Annotated in this window: 13 protein-coding genes; 5 read left to right on the top strand and 8 right to left on the bottom strand. The window is 71.5% G+C overall.

Going from position 1 to position 18867, the window contains the following annotated elements; genetic code table 11:
* Positions 1 to 12 precede the first annotated feature (12 nt).
* Complete coding sequence (locus NFS20_RS00320) at positions 13 to 2286, top strand: 3'-5' exonuclease (protein ID WP_251149769.1); 2274 nt, start codon at positions 13 to 15, stop codon at positions 2284 to 2286.
* A gap of 417 nt (positions 2287 to 2703) precedes the next feature.
* Here the strand turns inward: NFS20_RS00320 and NFS20_RS00315 are convergent, their stop codons facing one another.
* The 3 genes from NFS20_RS00315 to NFS20_RS00305 all read right to left on the bottom strand — a co-directional run bounded on the left by NFS20_RS00315 (position 2704) and on the right by NFS20_RS00305 (position 4856).
* Entirely contained in the window at positions 2704 to 3252 is a 549-nt protein-coding gene (locus NFS20_RS00315) for a hypothetical protein (RefSeq protein ID WP_251149768.1), read from the bottom strand.
* Positions 3253 to 3321: 69 nt separating this feature from the next.
* Positions 3322 to 4413 (bottom strand): vWA domain-containing protein, encoded by a 1092-nt coding sequence (locus NFS20_RS00310; protein ID WP_251149767.1) that lies wholly within the window; start codon positions 4411 to 4413, stop codon positions 3322 to 3324.
* 53 nt (positions 4414 to 4466) lie between these two features.
* On the bottom strand, positions 4467 to 4856 hold the full coding sequence (locus tag NFS20_RS00305) for a hypothetical protein (RefSeq protein WP_251149766.1): 390 nt from the start codon (positions 4854 to 4856) through the stop codon (positions 4467 to 4469).
* 104 nt (positions 4857 to 4960) lie between these two features.
* Here NFS20_RS00305 and NFS20_RS00300 point away from each other — a divergent pair, with 104 nt between their 5' ends.
* Positions 4961 to 5617 carry a DUF6308 family protein gene (locus NFS20_RS00300; RefSeq protein WP_251149765.1) on the top strand — a complete coding sequence of 219 codons (657 nt, stop codon included), beginning with the start codon at positions 4961 to 4963 and terminating at the stop codon, positions 5615 to 5617.
* Complete coding sequence (locus NFS20_RS00295) at positions 5617 to 7299, top strand: SIR2 family protein (RefSeq protein WP_251149764.1); 1683 nt, start codon at positions 5617 to 5619, stop codon at positions 7297 to 7299. Before NFS20_RS00300 ends, NFS20_RS00295 begins: the two co-directional genes overlap by 1 nt.
* Before the next feature lie 32 nt (positions 7300 to 7331).
* On the opposite strand, the gene NFS20_RS00290 is transcribed toward NFS20_RS00295, so the two are convergent.
* Entirely contained in the window at positions 7332 to 8423 is a 1092-nt protein-coding gene (locus NFS20_RS00290) for a type II toxin-antitoxin system HipA family toxin (RefSeq protein WP_251149763.1), read from the bottom strand.
* Positions 8424 to 8477: 54 nt separating this feature from the next.
* Here NFS20_RS00290 and NFS20_RS00285 point away from each other — a divergent pair, with 54 nt between their 5' ends.
* Positions 8478 to 9074, top strand: coding sequence for an HVO_A0114 family putative DNA-binding protein (locus tag NFS20_RS00285; protein WP_251149762.1), 597 nt, complete (start codon positions 8478 to 8480; stop codon positions 9072 to 9074).
* Positions 9067 to 9546: a HEPN domain-containing protein gene (locus NFS20_RS00280; protein WP_251149761.1), complete on the top strand. Its 480-nt coding sequence runs from the start codon at positions 9067 to 9069 to the stop codon at positions 9544 to 9546. Before NFS20_RS00285 ends, NFS20_RS00280 begins: the two co-directional genes overlap by 8 nt.
* A 105-nt stretch (positions 9547 to 9651) precedes the next feature.
* Here the strand turns inward: NFS20_RS00280 and NFS20_RS00275 are convergent, their stop codons facing one another.
* From NFS20_RS00275 to NFS20_RS00260, 4 genes are all read right to left on the bottom strand, one after another.
* Positions 9652 to 10173, bottom strand: coding sequence for an MmcQ/YjbR family DNA-binding protein (locus NFS20_RS00275; RefSeq protein ID WP_251149760.1), 522 nt, complete (start codon positions 10171 to 10173; stop codon positions 9652 to 9654).
* Between the two features lie 66 nt (positions 10174 to 10239).
* Entirely contained in the window at positions 10240 to 11973 is a 1734-nt protein-coding gene (locus tag NFS20_RS00270) for a nuclease-related domain-containing DEAD/DEAH box helicase (protein ID WP_251149759.1), read from the bottom strand.
* Positions 11974 to 12225: 252 nt separating this feature from the next.
* On the bottom strand, positions 12226 to 14697 hold the full coding sequence (locus NFS20_RS00265; RefSeq protein ID WP_251149758.1) for an OmpL47-type beta-barrel domain-containing protein: 2472 nt from the start codon (positions 14695 to 14697) through the stop codon (positions 12226 to 12228).
* 107 nt (positions 14698 to 14804) lie between these two features.
* Positions 14805 to 18728 (bottom strand): ThuA domain-containing protein, encoded by a 3924-nt coding sequence (locus tag NFS20_RS00260; RefSeq protein WP_285821084.1) that lies wholly within the window; start codon positions 18726 to 18728, stop codon positions 14805 to 14807.
* Between the last annotated feature and the right edge of the window lie 139 nt (positions 18729 to 18867).

Genomic DNA, 18867 nt, shown 5'->3' with positions numbered 1-18867 from the left:
AGATCATCCCCGATGCCGCAGATCATCCTCGGACCGTCGTTCGGCAAGCTCGACGGCGCCGTGCGCAAGGCCGCGTACGCGTTCCTCGAGAAGCTCCAGGAGAACGACGCCACCCCGGGCCTGCACATCGAGCCGATCAACGGCTCCGCCGACTCCCGCATCCGGACCGGCCGCGTCAACGAGTTCTGGCGCGCCCTCCTCGTCAAGATCCAGGGCCAGGCCGCCGAGGCGCACTACGTGTACCTCGGCACCTACCCTCATGACGAGGCGATCAGCCGGGCCAAGACCGCCGTCGTGCGGATCAACCCCCGCAACGGCATCGCCGAGCTGGTCGAGGCTGCGTCAGTCGTCGAGCCCGCGGTGGAGAAGCCGGTCGTCGAGAAGCCGTTCGTCGAAAAGCCGCGGCCGAAGCCGGACGACGTCGACCACACGACCTACCCCCTGCTGCAGACGCAGGGGATCTCCCTCGCCGACCTCGTCGACCTGGGCATCGACGTCGAGATCGCGAACGCTGCTGCGACGGCCGAGACCGAGGACGCGATGCTCGCCGTCGCCGAGCGCGCCCCCGCGACGTGGCAGGGTGACGCGCTGCTCGACCTCTCGACCGGCGCCGGGCTCGCGACGGTCAAGGAGAAGCTCGGGCTGGCGGTCCTCGCCGTCGAGCCCGACCCTCAGAGCGACGAGCAGCTGCTCGACGCGCTCAAGCAACCCGCGGCGCAGATGGACTTCGCGTTCATCGAGGACGACGCCGCGCTGCGCGCCGCGATCGAGGACGACAACTTCGGCCGCTGGCGGGTGTTCCTCCACCCGGAGCAGCGCGACTACGCCTTCAAGGCCCGGACCGGCTCGTTCCGACTCTCGGGCGGCGCCGGCACCGGCAAGACGGTCGTGCTGCTCCACCGTGCGCGGCACCTCGCGCGCACCGACCCCGCGGCGCGCGTCGTCCTCACCACGTACAACCGGACTCTCGCCTCCTCGCTGCAGGAGACGCTGAAGCTCCTCGACCCGTCTCTGCCGATCGCGAAGAACCTCGGCGACCCCGGCGTGTACGTGGCCGGCGTCGACGCGCTCTCGCGACGGGTGCTCGCGAAGGCCGAGGACGTCCACGTGGCCTCTGCCGCCTGGGGAGAGACGGTCGCCGCCGTGCTCGGGCCGCGCTCGCCGTACGTCCTCGATCTCACGACGGCCGCACGGTGGGACGCCGCCATCTCGGCCGCTCGTCCCGGCCTCGCACCCGAGCTGCGGAGCCAGGCGTTCTTCGTCGCGGAGTACTCGACCGTCGTCGTCCCGAACCGGATCACGTCGCGGGACGAGTACCTGCGCGTCCGCCGGCCCGGACGAGGCGTGGCGCTGAACCGGCTGCAGCGCGTCGCCGTGTGGGAGGTCGTGGAGGCCTACCGCGCATCCGCCGACGCCGCGGGGTCGACCGACTGGGACGAGAAGGCCATGATCGCGGCCACCCACCTCGACGCCCGGGCGGCGGCGGGCGAGCCGCGCCTCGCCGACCACGTGCTCGTCGACGAGGCTCAGGACCTCGCCCCGGCCCGTCTCGTGTTCCTGCGTGCGCTCGTCGCCCAGGGACCGGACGACCTCTTCCTCGCCGAGGACTCGCAACAGCGCATCTACGGGCAGAAGGTCGTGCTCTCCCGGTACGGCATCAACATCCAGGGCCGTTCACGCCGCCTCAGGCTCAATTACCGCACGACGGCGCAGGTGCTGCGCTACGCCGTCGGAGTGCTCGCGGGCGAGGAGTGGATCGACATGGAAGCCGAGGACGCCGCGGCCACCGGCTACCGGTCCGCGCGGTCCGGGCCGGTGCCGCGTGAGGTGAAGGCCAGCTCACTCCTCGACGAGTACGAACAGGCCGCCGAGCTCGTCCGCGGCTGGCGCGACGGAGGCGACCCTCCCGAGACGATCGGCGTGCTGGTCCGCGCCAACCACATCGGCGACAAGGTGGTCCACGCGCTGAGCGAGCGTGGGGTCAAGGCGAAGTTCATCCAGGACGACGCCGCGACGGGATCGGGCAGCGTGCTCGTCATGACGATGCACCGTTCCAAGGGCATGGAGTTCAAGCGCGTCGTGCTGTTCGGCGTCTCGTCGGACGAAGGAGGCTGGGGCTCCGGGCTCTCGTCGCTCCCCGAGGCCGATCGGGTCGACGGCGAGCTGCGCGAGCGGTCGCTGCTCTACGTCGCGGCGACGCGCGCACGTGACGAGCTCGTGGTCCTGTGGAACGGCCGGCGCAGCGACCTGCTTCCCGCACCCCTCAAGTCCACGTCGTCGGTCTAGGAAAGCCACAAGCACCCGCAGCGAAGCACAAGGATGACTTCACTATCGACATCGAGAACCGTGACGTCGATATCGACTTCACCGCGCGGATCTGCCGGCGGCGACGAGGTCCTCGACGAGGCCTTGGGCACCGAGCAGAGGATGAGTGATTTCTAACGCCCACACGTGCAGCACGATCCGGGCGCGCATTCGCGCGGCAAGCGCCGCGGGTGTCTCGGGGAGAAAGGGCCCACCGGACGTACGTCAGATAGCGCGTCGACGGGTCGAGAGTCCGGAATCGTTCCTTCGCCGGCTCGACGGCCCGATGATCGACGCGCACGGCGCTCAGCACGAATGGCTCGGCGCCGCTGCGCAGCACGTCGTCGACAAGCTCGCGGCGCACGTCGTCCAGCTCGAGCACGACGTGCACACCACGGCTCAGTCGCAGGTGTCGCAGGTGCCGTTCGCCGGGAGCTCCAGGAAGCACGTCGGGCACGTCGCGGCGTTCCGCTCGGCCACCTGCCGTCTTCCGTCTCCTCCCCCGCGCTGGACCGCCGTGGGCAGCTCGTGCCGGGCATACCCACCGGTGTCGAGATGGACGTCGACGAATCCGCGGTTAAAGTACGCGGCGGCCGCCGCGTGCCTGTCTCGGTGTCCCGCGGCGATGTAGCTTCGCGCTTGAGGCGCCCACACCAGGTCGAAGTCGAGCTCCGCTGCGATCTCTCGCATGCGCGGACGGTTCTCCACCGGAAACTTCAGCGCCTCGAAGGCTGCGTCGAGCGACGGGTACTCCGTCCTGCCGACGCCGCGGATCTCCTTGTCGCACTCGCTGCACAGCTCCCGCTCGGCACGATCAGTCGTGTCGGCGACGATCAGCTGCGACAGGTCGGTCGTCTGCAGGTGGCTGCACCCGAGGACGTGCAGTCGTCCACGCCCATTCGTGCGGTAGAGCTCAGCGCCGTTGACCAGCTCATTCTTCTCGTTCATCGCTCTCCTCCGTCGAGTCGAGCGCTGGGCGAGCCGTCTCGCGACTCGCCCAGCGCCGTCGGGTACGTCTCAGCGGGCGGCGGGAACCGAGGCGCCCAGCGGGCCGGCCACCCTCTGCACGTCACGCGTGTAGCAGTAGAAGCCCGGGACGCGAGCGCCGTCGGGCCGGACGGTGACCTTGTTGAGCTCACCCTTCCGGTTCGCGATGACGGCCCAGTGCACCGGCCCTCGCTCCGCTGCGTCGACGAGGTCCTGGATGGCGGCGCGTGTCGTGTCGGCGTTGAGGAACACCGGGACACCGCGGACCGTGGCGAAGACGACGGCGCGCCCGCCGAACGTCGCCACGTCCGCCAGTGTCGGCGAGCCGGACGCGACGACGGACCGCAGGTGCGTGAGCAGCTCGTCCTCGGAGAACGGCGCCGCCTTCGTGCCGTCACCGGCGGGCCGGGCTGTGGGACGGGCCTCGGGACGAGCCGTGGGGCGCGCCGCCCGCCGCCGGCCGCTGGGGGCGGCGGCGCTGAGGCGCTCGGCCTCCGTGTACGCGGCGTGCTGGTCGCGCGCTGCGGCGGGGGCCGCCCCCGCCCACACGGCGCCGCGCATCGCGGCCATGCTGCGCGACGTCGCGGCGTAGGCCTGATCGACGTTCGCCGTGTCGTAGGTGAGCGACCGCTCGCGCTTCACGCCGATCGACTCTCCGACCTCGATGGCGTCCTGGTTCGCGCCCATGTAGAGGAACGTCCAGCCGAACGTCTCCTCGCGCTCGGTGACGAGCGCCTTGATCGCGGCGTGCGTGAACTCCTTCGACGCGTTCTCCATGCCGTCGGTCATGATGCCGACGATCACCGCGCCCGGGCGCTGCTCCTCCGGCAGCTGCGCGATGCGCAGCGCGGTCGTCTGGACGAGCCGTCCGATCGAGTCGAGCAGCGCCGTCATACCGCGCGGACGCAGGTCGAGCGGCGGGACCTGGCGGATGTCGAGGTCGGTGTAGACCTCCTCGTACTCGTTGTCGAACTGCGCGAGCGTGACCGTGCAGCGGCCCGGCGCCTCGCGCTGCTCGGAGAGGAACAGGTCGAAGCCCTGCTCGGTGGCCGTCTTGATCGACTGCATCGAACCTGACCGGTCGAGCAGCATGGCGAGATGGGTGAGGGCGTTGTCAGGCATGGCGGTTCCCTTCGTCGTGCTGCTGGTCTGGGTCCTGCAGAGTGGTGCTGGCCTCAGCTGCGGCGTCGGCGGAACCGCAGCGGTTCCGTGGACGACGGCGCGGCCGGCGGCGGGGTGCCGCGCTCCCGGTCGTAGCGGGCCCGGGTGACACCCTCGGCCGAGACGCGGCCGTCCGGACCGGAGTAGCCACCGAGCGACTCCGTCCGACCGAGCCGCGGCGGCACGGTGTTGGGCGCGACGCCCGCCTCCTCCGCGACGGACCGCATCGACGCCCCGGCGAGCAACGACTCGGCCATCGCCTCGTCGAGGGCGGCGTCGAGAAATCCACGGGCCCGGGCGAGCGGCTCGACCGCTTCACCCGGCGCAGCGCACGACGCCTCGTTGAGTGCCGCACGCACGGCGTCGAGGCGAGGACGGGACTGTCGCGCCGGGGTCGAAGTCATGCGAGGACACTATGTGCAGTAACTGCACATGCGCAAGAGGTGCACGCAGTTTTCACCCGCACGGTGGAGCCGGACGGGCATGAGGTCGCACCTACTGTGGCCGCGTGACCTCGACGCTGAACGTCCCGAAGATCCTGACGCCCGGTTCCCGTGCCCAGGCCGTCGAACACCTCCGCCGGTACTTCGGTCCCGTCGACGGGACGTCTGGCTGGGCGGGCTCACGCTTCGAGCGCCTGGCGGGTGGAGGTGACCGCCCGGACGTCGCCGACCGGTTCACTGCGGACGACCTCGTCGCCGTCTCGCTCCTGTCGGTGAACGTGCCACCTCACGGAGCGATCCAGCTCCTCGAGTCTCGTGCGGACGAGCTCGCGCGCCTGCTCGCCGAGATCCCTCACGACCTCGAGCTCGTCGACGTGGAGTCGATCCCCGACGACTGGGCCCCGAACCGCCTGTGGGCGGCGTTGCGCGACGTCCGTGGCATCGGCTGGGTCACCGCAGGCAAGCTGCTGGCACGCAAGCGTCCCCGTCTCATCCCGGTCTACGACAGCGTCGTGCAGGAGGCGGTCACACCCACGGCCTCGTTCTGGGAAGCACTTCGCGCAGCGCTGCGCGCCGACGACCGCGCGCTCCACCGCCACCTCCTCTCCCTCCGCGACGAGGCCGGCATCGGCGACGACATCTCGGCGCTGCGTGTCTTCGACGTCGTCGTGTGGATGCAAAATCGCTACCTCGATCCCACCGCCGACGCAGAAGCCGCCTGATGACCGAGGGACACCTCTTCGTCGTCAACGGCCGCCTCGAGGCGCTGAGCGCCGACGCCGTCGTGATCCCGACCGACGCGGCGTTCCACGTCGAGCGTTGGTGGCGCGACGCGGCCGGCCTGGAGCCGGCGACCACCTGGAGCCAGGTCGAGCCGACCGGCTGGGGGCACGGCGCCGCCCTCCCCGCGCGGACGTCCCGCCGTAGCGCCAAGCACCAGCCAGAGGTCTGGTTCCTCGACACCATCGCCACCACGCCCGACGGCGTCGGCGACGCCGCCCGCCGGGCCGTCGCCGCGATCGTCGAGCACTCGGCCGACCGTCTCCGCACCGCTGCCGAGACAGCGGGTCGCGACCTGCCGCTCGTCGCGCTCCCGATCGTCGGGACCGGCTACGGCGGTCACCGGCTGCGCCGCGGCCAGGTCATCTCGGCGCTCCTCACCACCCTGCACGACGCCGCACGCGACCTCGGCGTCGACGTCGCCCTCGTGGCGTCGAACCGGGCGGACTACTCGGCGCTGCAGCACCGCCGTCGGGCGCTGGCCCGACACACAGGGCTCCCGGAAGGGACGACGACCCGAGCGCAGGTGCTCGGCAAGCACGCCGCCGACGGCGACCTCGCCCTCTTCTTCGGCGCCGGTGTGAGCATCGCTGCGGGACTGCCGTCGTGGAGCCACCTGCTCACCGACCTGGTCGCGAAGCTGGACCTGGACAGCGACGTGCGCGAACGCATCAGCGAGCTCGGCCCGCTCGAGCAGGCGGAGCTCATCCAGGTCGCGCTCGCCGACCGGTCCGCGCGCGCCAAGGCGGACACGCAGAAGGCGCTGGGCAGTCGCGTCGCGAAGATCATCACCGCGGCGTCTGCCCGGCCAAGCCTCGCCCACACCCTTCTCGCGAGCATGCGCGTGCGCGAGGCGACGACGACCAACTACGACCAGCTCTACGAGCAGGCCGTCACCGCAACGGCCGGCCGCCCGTCCGACGACCAGCGGGTCGTCATCGACCGGCTCCCGTGGGACCGCACGAGCACCGACCGACCGTGGCTGCTCAAGATGCACGGCGACGTGGAGCACCCGGACTCGATCGTGCTGTCGCGCAGCTCGTTCGTGCACTACGACACCCGGTGGAAGCCCGTCGGGTCGCTCGTCCAGTCGCTGATGATGACGAAGCACCTGCTCGTCGTCGGGGCGTCGATGACCGACGACAACCTGCTGCGCTTCGCCTACGAGGTGGCCGGTCTCCGCGCGAGCATCGAGAAGCGCGACCCGGACGCACCGGAGATCGGCACGGTCGTCCACCTCGCCGACGACGCGGCGTTCAGCCGCCTGTGGAAGGGCAGGTTCGACGTCGTCGTCCCCACCCTGGACGTCGCCGACCGGACCGGAACACCGGCGCCCGAACCCGCCGAGTCGGACGAGGAGCGACGCGAGCGCGAGGCGGCCGAGCGTCGTCGGGCCGCGCGAGCGCTCACGGTGTTCCTCGACGTCGTCGCGATGCACGCGGAGCGCGACGCACCGCACCTGCTCGACGACCGGTACGCCGACGAGCGTGGCGACGAGGCAGCAGCGCTCGTCGCCACGCTCCGCGTGTCGGCGCGAACCGCGCGCCTGCTCGGCACGGACGATGCGTGGACCCAGCTGGCGGACGCCCTCGACCAGTTCGGCGCGGGGTCCTCACCGAGCTGACCGATCCACGTCGAGCAGACACGAGTGTGGCCCTAACCTAGGGCACCCTCCGCGAGGAGGTTGCTCGTGAAGCGCGCGACGTCGTCCTGCAGCCCGGGGTGCGCTCGCGGGTCGGGCACCTCGTCCGAGACGACGGCAGCGACGTCACCGAGCGTCGTAGCGACGAGATCCCGCGCGGTCGCCACACCCCACGCCTCACCCTCCGCGACGAGATCGTCCGCAGTGACCGTGCTGTGCACGTAGGCACCGTTCACGGCCAGGGCGAGCCGACCGTCGGTCGGCTGGTGCCGCAGCGGCACGACGTCGTACATCGGCGCGATGTGCGCGGAGCCGTCCGGGAGGCGGAGCATCGAGAGATTCTTGGCGTGCATGTCGAGGTTGCCGACGGCGACGGTCAGCGTGACGTATCGCAGGAGCTGCTCGACCGCGGTCGGACCGGCGGCACGACGGAGGGCGCTCGCGATCCTCGCGAGACTGACCTTGCCGCCGATCTCCTGGTACTTCTCGTCACCGCGCGCACCGAGCGCCTGGTTCATGTCCTCCTGGTGGAGGCGTCCACGGGGAGCGTCTGGCGACCGGTCGTAGCGCTCGATCACAAGGGCGGTCCGTCCGCCGAAGTCGTGCAGACGCACCGTCCCGTGCGTCAGGCCGATGCGCGCGGCGATCCGCGTCGCGTACTCCTCGTCGTAGATGATCGTCGGGTTCGCCGCGGAGTGGGGCTTGAGGATGTGTGTCGACGGGTATCCGTCGTGGACCTGGTGCCAGACGCCCTCCACGAGGGCGAGGACGATCTTGTCCTGCACGCCGGCGAGGGACGACTTGCCGCCGAGCGGCGAGTTCCCGAGCGGCATTCCTCGCGTGTCGCCGAGGAGCACTCCGACCTGCTCCTCGCTGAACGGCGTCGCGCGCGGTGTGCGTGGCTCTCCGGGCGTTTCGGGGTCGTACAGCTCGACGGCGCCGGCGACGTCGCGCCCGTAGCGCGCGAGCAGCCCGACGACGTCGTTCTCCGCGAGGCGTGCACGGCCGGAGAGGTCGCTCAGGACCCGACCTTCGGGGAGAAGCTCCGCGAAGTAGTTGCGCCGTCGGGCCGCACGCGCGCGGTTCTCCACGAGACTCAGCGGCACCGACTCCGAGAGCAACCTTGTTGCTTTCATAAGACGACCGCTAGCCTCTGTTTTATGAAAGTTTCGTCGCCGCTATTGCTCCCCCTGCTGCGGTCGCGGACGCAGGGCGAGATCCTCGCCCATATCCTCCTCGCGCCGGACCGGGAGCAGAGCATCTCCGAGATCGCCGAGTCGGTCGACACCTCGGCTCCGACAGTGACGCGGGAGGTCTCGCGTCTCGAGGACGCCGGACTGGTACACACCACGAAGCGCGGCAACACGCGCCTTGTCCGGGTGCTCACCGACTCGGTCGTCTACCGCCCGCTCGTCGAGCTGCTCGCCGTGACCTTCGGTCCGCTCGCCGTCCTGCGCGACGAGCTCACCGGCGTGGCAGGCATCACGCAGGCGTTCATCTACGGGTCGTGGGCGGCTCGCTACGAGGAGCAGCCGGGACCGGTGCCAGCCGATATCGACCTCCTCGTCGTGGGCGACCCCGACCGCGACGAGCTGGCGGACGCCGTCGAGGAGTCCGAACGCCGACTGCACCGCGAGGTGAACGTCCGACGCGTACGCGCCGACGACTGGGCGAAGGACACGAGCAGCTTCAAGCGCACGGTGCTCGATGGCGCGACGGTCGACGTGATCGTCCCCTCCGGAGGCGACGATGCCTGATTCTCGGGGTCGGTGGACGACGGGCGAGCGGGTGGTCGCAACGGCCATCGAACAGCGCCGGCTCCAGACGGTGCACCCGTCCACCGAGCACGCCGCGCTGCTCGTCGAACAGGCCGAGCAGCACCTCCGGACGGCAGCACTCGTCGTGGACGTCGATCCTGCCGGCGCGTTCACCATGCTGTACGACGCAGCGCGCAAGTCGATGGTCGCCGTTCTCGCCACGCAGGGTCTGCGGCCGACGGCGCGCGGAGGACACCGCGTCGTCCAGGACGTCCTCGAGGCTCAGCTCGGGCCCGACGGCCGAACCGTCGTCCGAAGGTTCCGAGAGCTTCGACTGCGCCGTCATGACTCCGAGTACCCCGACCTCGACAGCCAGCCCGTCACGAGTAACCAGGCGCGAGAGGGACTCGAGGACGCACGATCAGTTGTCGCTGCGATGGAACGCTTCATCCCGCTCGTCGGCCCCTGGTGACGCCGAAGAGATCTCGCCGCTGATGCCAACAACTTGGCAACGGTGCCAAATTCTTGAGGCTTCTGGGGCGGAGGGTCGCCATGGTCATCGCCGTCAAGATCCACGTCAGACTCCCGCGAGCGCCTCGCGCAGCAGCCGCACCGCCTTGGGCCCGACCCCGTGCAGAGCCAGCAGCTCCGCGTCGCTCAGCCGCGCGACGTCGGACAGCGACGTGAGACCCGCGCCTGCGAGCGCGCGCGTGGCCGGGCCACCGATGGACGCGGGAAGGTCCCCGACCTGCCCCGGCTTGGCCGCGTCCCCCGCCGCGACCGTCGCCGCGAGGCGTTTCGGCGCCCGGTGCAGCCACGCTCGGCGTACCCAGTGGTTGAGCTGCTGCCCGTCCACCTCGGCGAGCGGTACGCGAGCCCCGAGCAGGGAATCGCCCCGGGTCAGCCGCGACGCACCGGGGTGCTCGGCGAGCAGCCGCTCGACGTCGTCGGCCGAGAGGTGGAGCTGGACGACGTCGTCCGTCGTCACCGACACGAACCCCCTGTCGTGGACCCGGAACGCGACCATCCCGAAGTGCGGCTTCTCGACGGTCTCGGGCAGCGTGAGCGCGGCCTTGCGGAGCTGGGCGACGGTCGTCATGCCACCACCCTTCCACGGCGGTCCCACCCGCCGTCCGCCGGGCCGTCCACGGAGCCGTTCACCGGGTCAGCCCGGGACCCACCCGTCCGCCCGCTCGAGCCGACGCCGCACCGCCTCGCCGCCGACGCGCTCGATCCAGGACCGGTCGCCCACGACGACGAGCAGCGACCTCGCGCGCGAGAGCCCGGTGTAGAGCATCTCGCGCGCCCTCGACTCGTCCCGCACGCCGTTGACCGCCAGCACGACGACCGGCCGCTCAAGGCCCTTGAACCCGAGCACGTGCCCGTAGAACACGTCGTCCTCGGCGAAGAACGCGTCCCAGTAGGCAGCATGACCGCCGGCCTGGACCTCGTTCACCTGCTGCGGATGCCGGCGCCCGGTCGCGAGCAGCGCGACCTGTCCGATCTCCCAGCCTTCGTCGAGCAGGGCCTCCACGGCGTCATCGGCGGCGCCGACGGCGTCGGTCGCGGGCACGTCGACGACCCGGACGGGCGGCCCCTCCATCCCGCGCGGCGTGATGCGCTCCGGCGAGAGCGCCCCGAACACCTGGGCGATCTGCTTCGTCGAGCGCAGGTTCTCGTGCAGCGTCACGGGCACGAGCTCGAGCGGGACACGACCCTCGCGGGGGAAGACGCGCTGCGCGTCGTCCATGAAGACGTACAGCCCGCCGCCGTCCTGGTCGCGCAGGCAGCGGAGCAGCGACGGCCACCACAGGTCGCCGAAGTCCTGCGCCTCGTCGACCACGACCGCGTCGAACAGCTCGCCCGGCCCGCGCCCGTCCGCGAGCTCCCCGAGCGCGAGCGGCAGCCGCCGCTCCCAGTAGTCCGGGTCGTCGTCGGCGCCGGGCTCCGCACCCCAGGCGAGCGGCAGGTCGTGGAACAGGCCGACGTAGGCGGGCCGGTCACGCGCCGGCCACTGCTCGACGACCCGCTCGAAGTACCGGCCGAGGCCGCGCGAGTAGCACAGGAGCGCTACGCGCTCCCCCGATCGCGCCCGACGCCGTGCCTGCTCGAGGGCGAGCCATGTCTTGCCGGACCCCGCGCCGCCCACGACGCGCATCCGACGCACGCCCGAGAGCGCGTCGAGCGTGCGCGACTGGTCGCGCGTCATCTGCTCGAGCCGCGTCTCGTGCTGCGCCGCGAGCGCGAGATGTTCCGCCTGGCTCGGGAAGCCACCGGCGAGCGACTCGACGAGGTCGGGGACGTCGTCGGGCGCGAGCGGCGCGTGCCCCTGACCGTGGCGCTCGATCGCGTGCTTGACGCGCTCCGCCACACCGAACGGCCGCTCCAGGTCGCCGCGGTCGACGAGCATGTCGCGCGGCAGGTCGAGCGCGGACCAGTCGGCCGGCACGTACCGGTGCGGCAGGGCCACGAGGTGCGCGGTGCGCGCCTCCCCCGCCCAGAGGTCCCGACGACCCAGGAGCGCCTGCAGCGCGTGCCGCGCGCCCTGCACCTGGCGCAGCGGGTCGATCCGATGGCGCCGCTCTCCGCTGCCCTGGTACCAGGCGCCGTCGACCCGGTCGACGTGCCCGCCCTTCACCTCGACCGCTGCCAGCCCGACCCCGGGCCAGACGACGAGCACGTCGATCTCGTACTCGTGCTCCTCCTCCTGGAGGTGCAGCCCGTGGACGACGACAGCGTCGTCGGGCAGCTGGTCGACGAGCGCCTCCCACACGGCACGCTCGGCCCCGCCGTCGTCGGGGAACGTCGGCTCGGGCGGGTACGCACGCGGCATGACCCGTTCGTACCGCACGTGCCCGACGACGTCACGTGCGCCGGGCGAGATCGTCGCCGCGGTCATGAGAATTCACCCGCGACCGTGGTCGAGAACGACACCACGCGCCGTCGACCACGACCTCACGGTCGTTATCGAGCTCTTGACGACCTTCAGGTCGTGTTCGGCGCACGAGCGCGGCCTCGCCGCGCACGACGCACCGGTCCGCGACCACGCAGCAGCGGGCCGCGCCCCCGAGGGGGCGCGGCCCGCCGTTCCGTGCCGTGTCGCGTCAGCGCCTCAGGACCTCAGCCCTCGACGCGTCAGCGCCTCAGCGCCTCAGCGACCGATGTCCGACAGCTCTGCCGCAGCGATGATCAGCTGCCGCTCGGCGCCGATGAGCACGCCCTCGTCGACGAGGTCACGGGTGACCTCGCGGACGTGGCGGACGAACTCGCGGTGCGTCGGGTACTCGTCGTCCTCGGCGATGTGGTCGTTGACGGTGCAGCCCTCGCCGTCGTCGAAGTTCCCGACGGTGCTGTCGTTGCCGTCGATGACGACGGTCGGCCGCACGTCCGAGCCGGGGCAGCGGTCGCGCAGCAGCTGGACGACCGTGAAGGTCACCTCGCCCGTCTGCGACGTCTCGCCGGCGCCGTTGACCGCCCGGTAGCGCACGACGTGCTCGCCGTCCGCCGCGACGACGAACGGTGCGGCGTAGCGCTGCCACGTGCCGCCGTCGACCTGGAACTCGGTGCGGTCGACGCCCGACTCCTCGTCCACGGCGGTGAGCGTCACGGTCGCACGACCGACGAACGCGCCGTCGCGGTTGCGGCTGCCGCCGATGCCCGCGGTGACCTCGGGCCCCTCGCCGCCGGGCTCTCCGCCCTCGATGACGACGGTGACGCTCACCGGCGCGGACACGTTGCCCGCGACGTCCGTCGCGCGGTAGGTGACCACGTGCTCGCCCGGGGCGCGCAGCGAGATCTGCTTCGCGTACGGGGTCCACTCGCCGCCGTCGACCTGGTACTCGATCGACGCGACGCCGGAGCCGGCGTCGGTCCCGCGCAGTCGGACGAACGCGGGACCGACGTACTCGCCGGCATCGTTCTGCTGGCCGTAGACGCGGTGGTCGACCTCGGGCGCCACCGTGTCGCTCCCGTCGCCCGCCACGACCACGAAGGTCACCGTGCCGGCCTCGGAGACGTTGCCCGCCTCGTCGGTCGCGCGGTAGGCGAGCGTGTGCTGACCGGGCTCGTCGACCACGACGGCCTCGGTGTACGGGGCCCAGCCTGCGCCGTCGAGGTCGTACTCGACGGACGCGACGCCCCCGTCGTCGGTGGCGGTGATCATGACGGACGCGGAGCCCACGTAGGCGCCGTCGTCGTCCTGCGTGCCGCTGAGCTCGGTGGCGACCGTCGGCGCGGTGGTGTCCTCGCCGCCGCCCTCGGCGACGACGGTGAACTCCGTGACCGTCTCCTCGGAGACGTTGCCCGCGACGTCGGTCGCCCGGTAGACGAGCGTGTGCTCGCCGGGCTCGTCGACGACGACCGGCTCGGTGTACTCGGTCCAGCCCGCGCCGTCGAGGTCGTACTCGACGGTCTCGACGCCGGACGCGTCGTCGGTCGCGGTGAGCGTCGCGGTCGCCGACCCGACGAACGCGCCGTTGTCGTCCAGGTCGCCCGTGACCTCGGCCGTCACGGTCGGGGCCGTGGTGTCCTCGCCTCCGCCGTCCGCGACGACGGTGAACGTCGACGTGCCGACCTCCGAGACGTTGCCCGCCTCGTCCGTCGCGCGGTACTGCACCGCGTACTCGCCGGGCTCGGTGAACTGCACGGTCGTCGTGTACGGCAGCCAGGTGCCGTCGACCGCGTACTCGATCGACGCGACGCCCGAGCCGCCCTCCTCGTCGGTGGCGTGGAGCATGAAGGCGGCCGAGCCGACGTACGCGCCGTCCTCGTCCTGCTCGCCCATGACCATCGGCTCGACGACCGGGGCGGTCGTGTCCTCGACCGGCTCCTCGCCCTCGACGACGGTGAACTCCGCCGTCTGCGCCTCGGACGTGTTGCCCGCGGCGTCCGTCGCGCGGAACTGGAGCGTGTGCGCCCCGACCGCGTCGACGACGAACGGCTCGTCGTAGGCCTGCCAGCCCGCGCCGTCGAGGTCGTACTCGACGCCCGCGACGCCGGAGTCGTCGTCGGTCGCGGCGAGCGTGACCGTCGCGCCGCCGACGTACGCGCCGTCGCCGTCCTGCTCGCCCGTCACCTGCGCGGTGACCGAGGGCGCGGTCGTGTCGTCGCCGCCCCCACCGTCACCCGTGACGACGAGCTCGCCCCACATCTCGCCGTGACCGGGGATCGCGCAGAAGTAGCGGTACGTGCCCTCGGTGAGCACGACCTCGGCCTCGTGCAGGCCTCCGTTCGCGTCGAACGGGCTCGCGAGGATGTTGAGGTCGACGTCGTGGTTGTAGCCCGGCGTCGAGGTGTCGAACGTCAGCGTGTGGCTCATGCCGAACGTGCTGCCGGTCGCGATGCTGTTCTCGAACACGATCGTCGCGGGACCGGCGGTCGCCGTGGCGGGGAAGGTCTTGTAGTCGCTGACGCTGTTGTCGCCGGTCCAGGTCAGCACCTGCTCGGCGGCGACGACGGCCTGGGTGGCCTCGGCGTCCGCCGGCTGGGTGACCGACGGCAGGGCCGCCGGCAGGGGGCTCGCCGTCGCCGGGGCGACGGAGATGACCGTCGCGGCGGTGAGGCCGGCGACCACGGCGGCTACGAGCCGCTGGGTGCCGCGCGCTCTCGCGCTGTGTCGTTCCATGGGGGTGCACTCCTCGTCGATGTGCGGTGGTTCAGGTCGGTCGTACGGAAGAACCCCGGGGCGGCGCCCCGGGAAGCCGCTGCGCCGCGCGGGCGGCCCGGTGGGTGCTACAGGTCGGCCACCCGGACGTCACGGAACTCGATGAGGTCCGCGTTCCCGTGGTTCTGCAGCCCGATGAACCCGCGCTCGAACTGACGCAGGTCGGTCGGCGGGTCGCCCGCGCGCGACGACTCCTGGCCGGGCGAGTTCTCGAACTCGTTGATGACCTCGCCGTTGCGGATGATCGTGTACTGCTGGCCGACCACCCGGATCTCGTACTCGTTCCACTCGCCCTTCGGCTTCAGCCCCGGGGTGTCGAGACCGACCGGGTCGAAGTTGTAGACCGAGCCGGTCTTCTGCGGCTCGCCCGTCGTGCCGTCGTAGATCTGGATCTCGTGACCGCACGAGATCGCGACCCACGCCGGGGACTGACCCTCGGCGCACTCGACGTCGCCGGGGGCGTCAGGGTTCGGGAACCGGGTGAAGACACCGCTGTTCGCGAAGGTGTTCCCCTCCGAGATGTCGCGGTACAGGAGCTTCACGGAGAAGTCCCCGAGCTCCTCGGCCGCGTACCAGAGCATCCCCAGGCCGCCTTCCGAGCGGAGCGACCCGTCGGGCTGCAGCACGAACCTGCCGCCAGGCGCCTGCTTCCAGTCGAACAGCGACTCCTGGGTGCCGTCGAAGATCGTCCGGTACCCGCCCGGGTCGACGCCGATCTGCGACCGCGCGGCCGCGTTCACCAGAGCGTTGCGCTCCGAGCCCGTGATGCGGCTGTCGTCGAAGAGGCTCTTCGCGACGGCCTTCACGTGGCGCAGGAACTTCTGGTGCGTGTCCCACTCCTTCTCGTCCTGGAACAGGTCGGCGATGGTGCAGCCGCCCAGGTCGTCGTTGGCGACGCCGGAGTCGAACTCGCCGAAGAAGACGGTCTCGCGGTCGTCCGGCAGCGTGCACGTCGTGCTCGCGTCGGCCGTGACCGTCTCCGTGGTGCCGTCGGCGTACGTGACGGTCAGCGTCGCCTCGTACTCGCCCACCCGCGGGTAGGTGTGCCGCGGGTTCGCCTTGGTCGACGTCGAGCCGTCGCCGAAGTCCCACTGGTAGGACACGCCGCCGGAGCGGGCGCCCGTGAAGGCCACCGTCAGCGGGTCGCCCTGGATGCTCGCCGCGGTGGCGGTCGGCAGCGGGGTGGGTGCCCCGCCGTCGTACGTGACGCGCACGAGCTTCTGGTTCGGGTCGAGGCTGAAGAAGCCGCCCGCGTAGTCGAGCAGGTACAGCGCGCCGTCGGGACCGAACTTCGCGTCCATCCAGCTCTGCACCAGGTCGTCACCACGACCGCCCGGGAGGATCTGGCGCAGGTCCTCCATGAACGCCGGGGCGCCCTGCGACTCCACGGCGTCCGGGTCGACCGTCACCGCGGTGCGGTTGTTCGAGTTCGACTGGTCACCGAGGAACCACTTGCCCTCCCAGTACGACGGCCAGGCGACGTCCGACTCGGGGTCGACCTGCGACGTGCGGTACGTCGGGCCGGACATGACGGCCTGGCCGCCACCGCGGAGCCACGGGATCGTGTAGGTGGCCTCGTCGTCCTCGTAGGACGGGATGCCGTCCTCGCCGATCGGGAAGACCGGGCCGCCGCCGCTCGGCGAGTACCAGATCATGTTGTCGCGCACCGGCGGGATGTCGACCAGACCGGTGTTGCGCGGCGACGTGTTCTTCGGGTTGTCGCAGTCGTACCAGCCGGTGAGGACGCTCGCGTCCTCGTTGCTCCGGTCACGGTACGGCTGGCGGTTGCCCATGCAGTACGGCCAGCCCTGGTTGCCGGCGGACGTGATGATCGTCGCCGTCTCGTACTTGGCCGGGCCGAGCTCGGGGTCCGGCATGCCGGCGTCCGGCCCCACCCACGCGGCGGTCAGCCAGTCGGTATCGGGGTCGATCTGCAGGCGCGAGATGTTGCGCACGCCCATGACGTAGATCTCGGGGCGCGTCTTGTCGGCGGGGTACTCGCCCACCGGGAAGAGGTTGTCGTCTGGGATGGTGTACGTGCCGTCGGCCTCGGGGTGGATCCGCAGGATCTTGCCGTTGAGGTCGTTCGTGTTGCCCGACGTGCGGCGCGCGTCCTGGAAGCTGATCCCGGCGTACTCCTGCGTCCAGTTGTTGCCGGAGTAGCCGTTCGAGCCGCCGGACGAGTTGTTGTCGCCCGAGCCGATGTAGAGGTTCCCGTCGTCGTCGAACGCCATGCCGCCGCCCGCGTGGCAGCAGCTGTGGATCTGCGTCTCCCACTCGAGCAGGTCGACGCGCGTGCTCTGGTCGATGCTCGGCCCCGCGGGGTCGTACGTGAACCGCGAGACGGTCCGCATGCCGACGCGGCGCTCGGTGTCGATCGACTCGTGCGGCATCCAGAAGACGTAGAGGTGGTGGTTCTCGGCGAAGTTCGGGTCCGGCGTGATGCCGAGCAGGCCCTCCTCGTTCTTCACCAGCTCGTCGCCGCTGCCGCGGTTGCCCATGACCTCGAGCGTCGTCAGCAGGTCGACCTCACCCGTCTCCGGGTCCCACTGGTGGATCGTGCCGCAGCCCAGGCCCACGTCGGGGTTGGACCACGACGGGATCGGACCGGTCGGGCACGCGCCGCGGCCGATGTAGAAGACCGTGCCGTCGGGCGCGATCGTCAGGCCGTGCGGCTCACCGTTCTGGTCGAGCTGGCCCGCGGTGTTCGGGGCCGAGAGGCGCTCGGTCGTGTAGTTCGACGCGATCGTGGCCTGGCAGTCGCCGCGCACGACGCCCGTCGTCCACTGCAGCGCGCCGAGCAGGTGCTGCCGGAACGACTCGTCCGCCCAGCTCTCCGGCGTGCCCCCCATGCCGGTGTAGAAGGAGCGGCCGCCGTCGTAGTCGCGGCACCAGGACACCGGGTGGAAGGGGTTCGTCGTCGGCCCGGCGTCGGGGCCCGGCTCGACCTGCGCGACCGTGTGCACCTCGCCGGCCGGGCTGTCGGCCCAGTCGAGCCACTTGTCGTCGCGCTCCCACGTGAGCGGCAGCTCCGCGGTCGCGGGGTGCTGCCGGTCGATGAGGTCGACCGTGCGCGTCTCGACCGGGATCTCGGGCGCCGGCTGGTTCACCGACTCGTCGTCGAACAGCGAGATCTCGGCGAGCTGCGTCAGCCCCTCGCCCGCGTTCTGCGTGATGTCGAGCCGGTACCACCCGTAGGCGGTGTCGCTCTCGACGTCGAAGTCGCGCGGCTGGAAGCGCTGCGGGAAGTCCTCGTCGCTGCGCTCGTCGACGTCGACCCACGTCTCGCCGTCCGTCGAGCCCTGCAGCGTCCAGTTCTGCGGGTCGCGACCCGCGGAGTCGTTGGCCGAGATGAGCGTGTAGCGCGCGAGCTCGAGCGGCTCCTCGAGCCGCAGGGTGATCGTCGCGGTGGGCTCGAACGCGAGCCACTTCGTGCCGGGGTCGCCGTCGACGAGGTTCGGTGCGTCCTCGTTCGGCGGGTTCTCCGCGGTCGCGGTGACCTCGGCGACGTCCGCGGCGTCGGGCTGGGCGCCGGCGATGCGCGCGCCGACGAGGCCCGTGAACCACTGCGACGCCTCCTGGGCGCGCGCCGCGTCACGCACGCCGAGGAACCCGCCGCCGCCGTTCACGTAGGCCTGGAGCGCCGCCTCCTGGGCGGCGCTCAGCTCGATGCCCTCGGCCGACAGCATGACGACGCCGCGGTAGTCGCTCAGCGCGGCCTCGGTGAAGACCGCCGGGTCGGACGACGCCTCGACCTCGAACCCGTTCGCGGACCCGAGCTGCGAGAGGGCCTGCGTCGCGTCGACGACCGGGTCGTCCTGCGCGTCCGGGGCGCCGTGGAAGACGAGCACGCGCACGGGCGCTGCGTTCGTCGCGGTCTTCACGGCGGCGGGCTGCGCCGCCGTCGGGGTGGTGCCCGTGGTCAGGCCGGACTGGGCGGACGCCGGGATCACGGCCGCGCTCGCGACGAGCGCGACGCTCGTCAGACCCACGGCGACCGAGCGGAGCGCTCCCGGTCGGGAGCGCCCTCTCGTGGTGGGGGACGTTGCACGTCTGGATAGCACTCTCCAACTCCTTCGTCATCGGTGCGGTGCACCCGGACGGGACCGGGCGCCGGGGTGGAACGGCTGG

Origin of the sequence: Cellulosimicrobium sp. Marseille-Q4280 (assembly GCF_943181405.1) — a bacterium.
GTDB lineage: Bacteria > Actinomycetota > Actinomycetes > Actinomycetales > Cellulomonadaceae > Cellulosimicrobium.
This window is presented reverse-complemented; position numbering and strand designations above follow the sequence as displayed.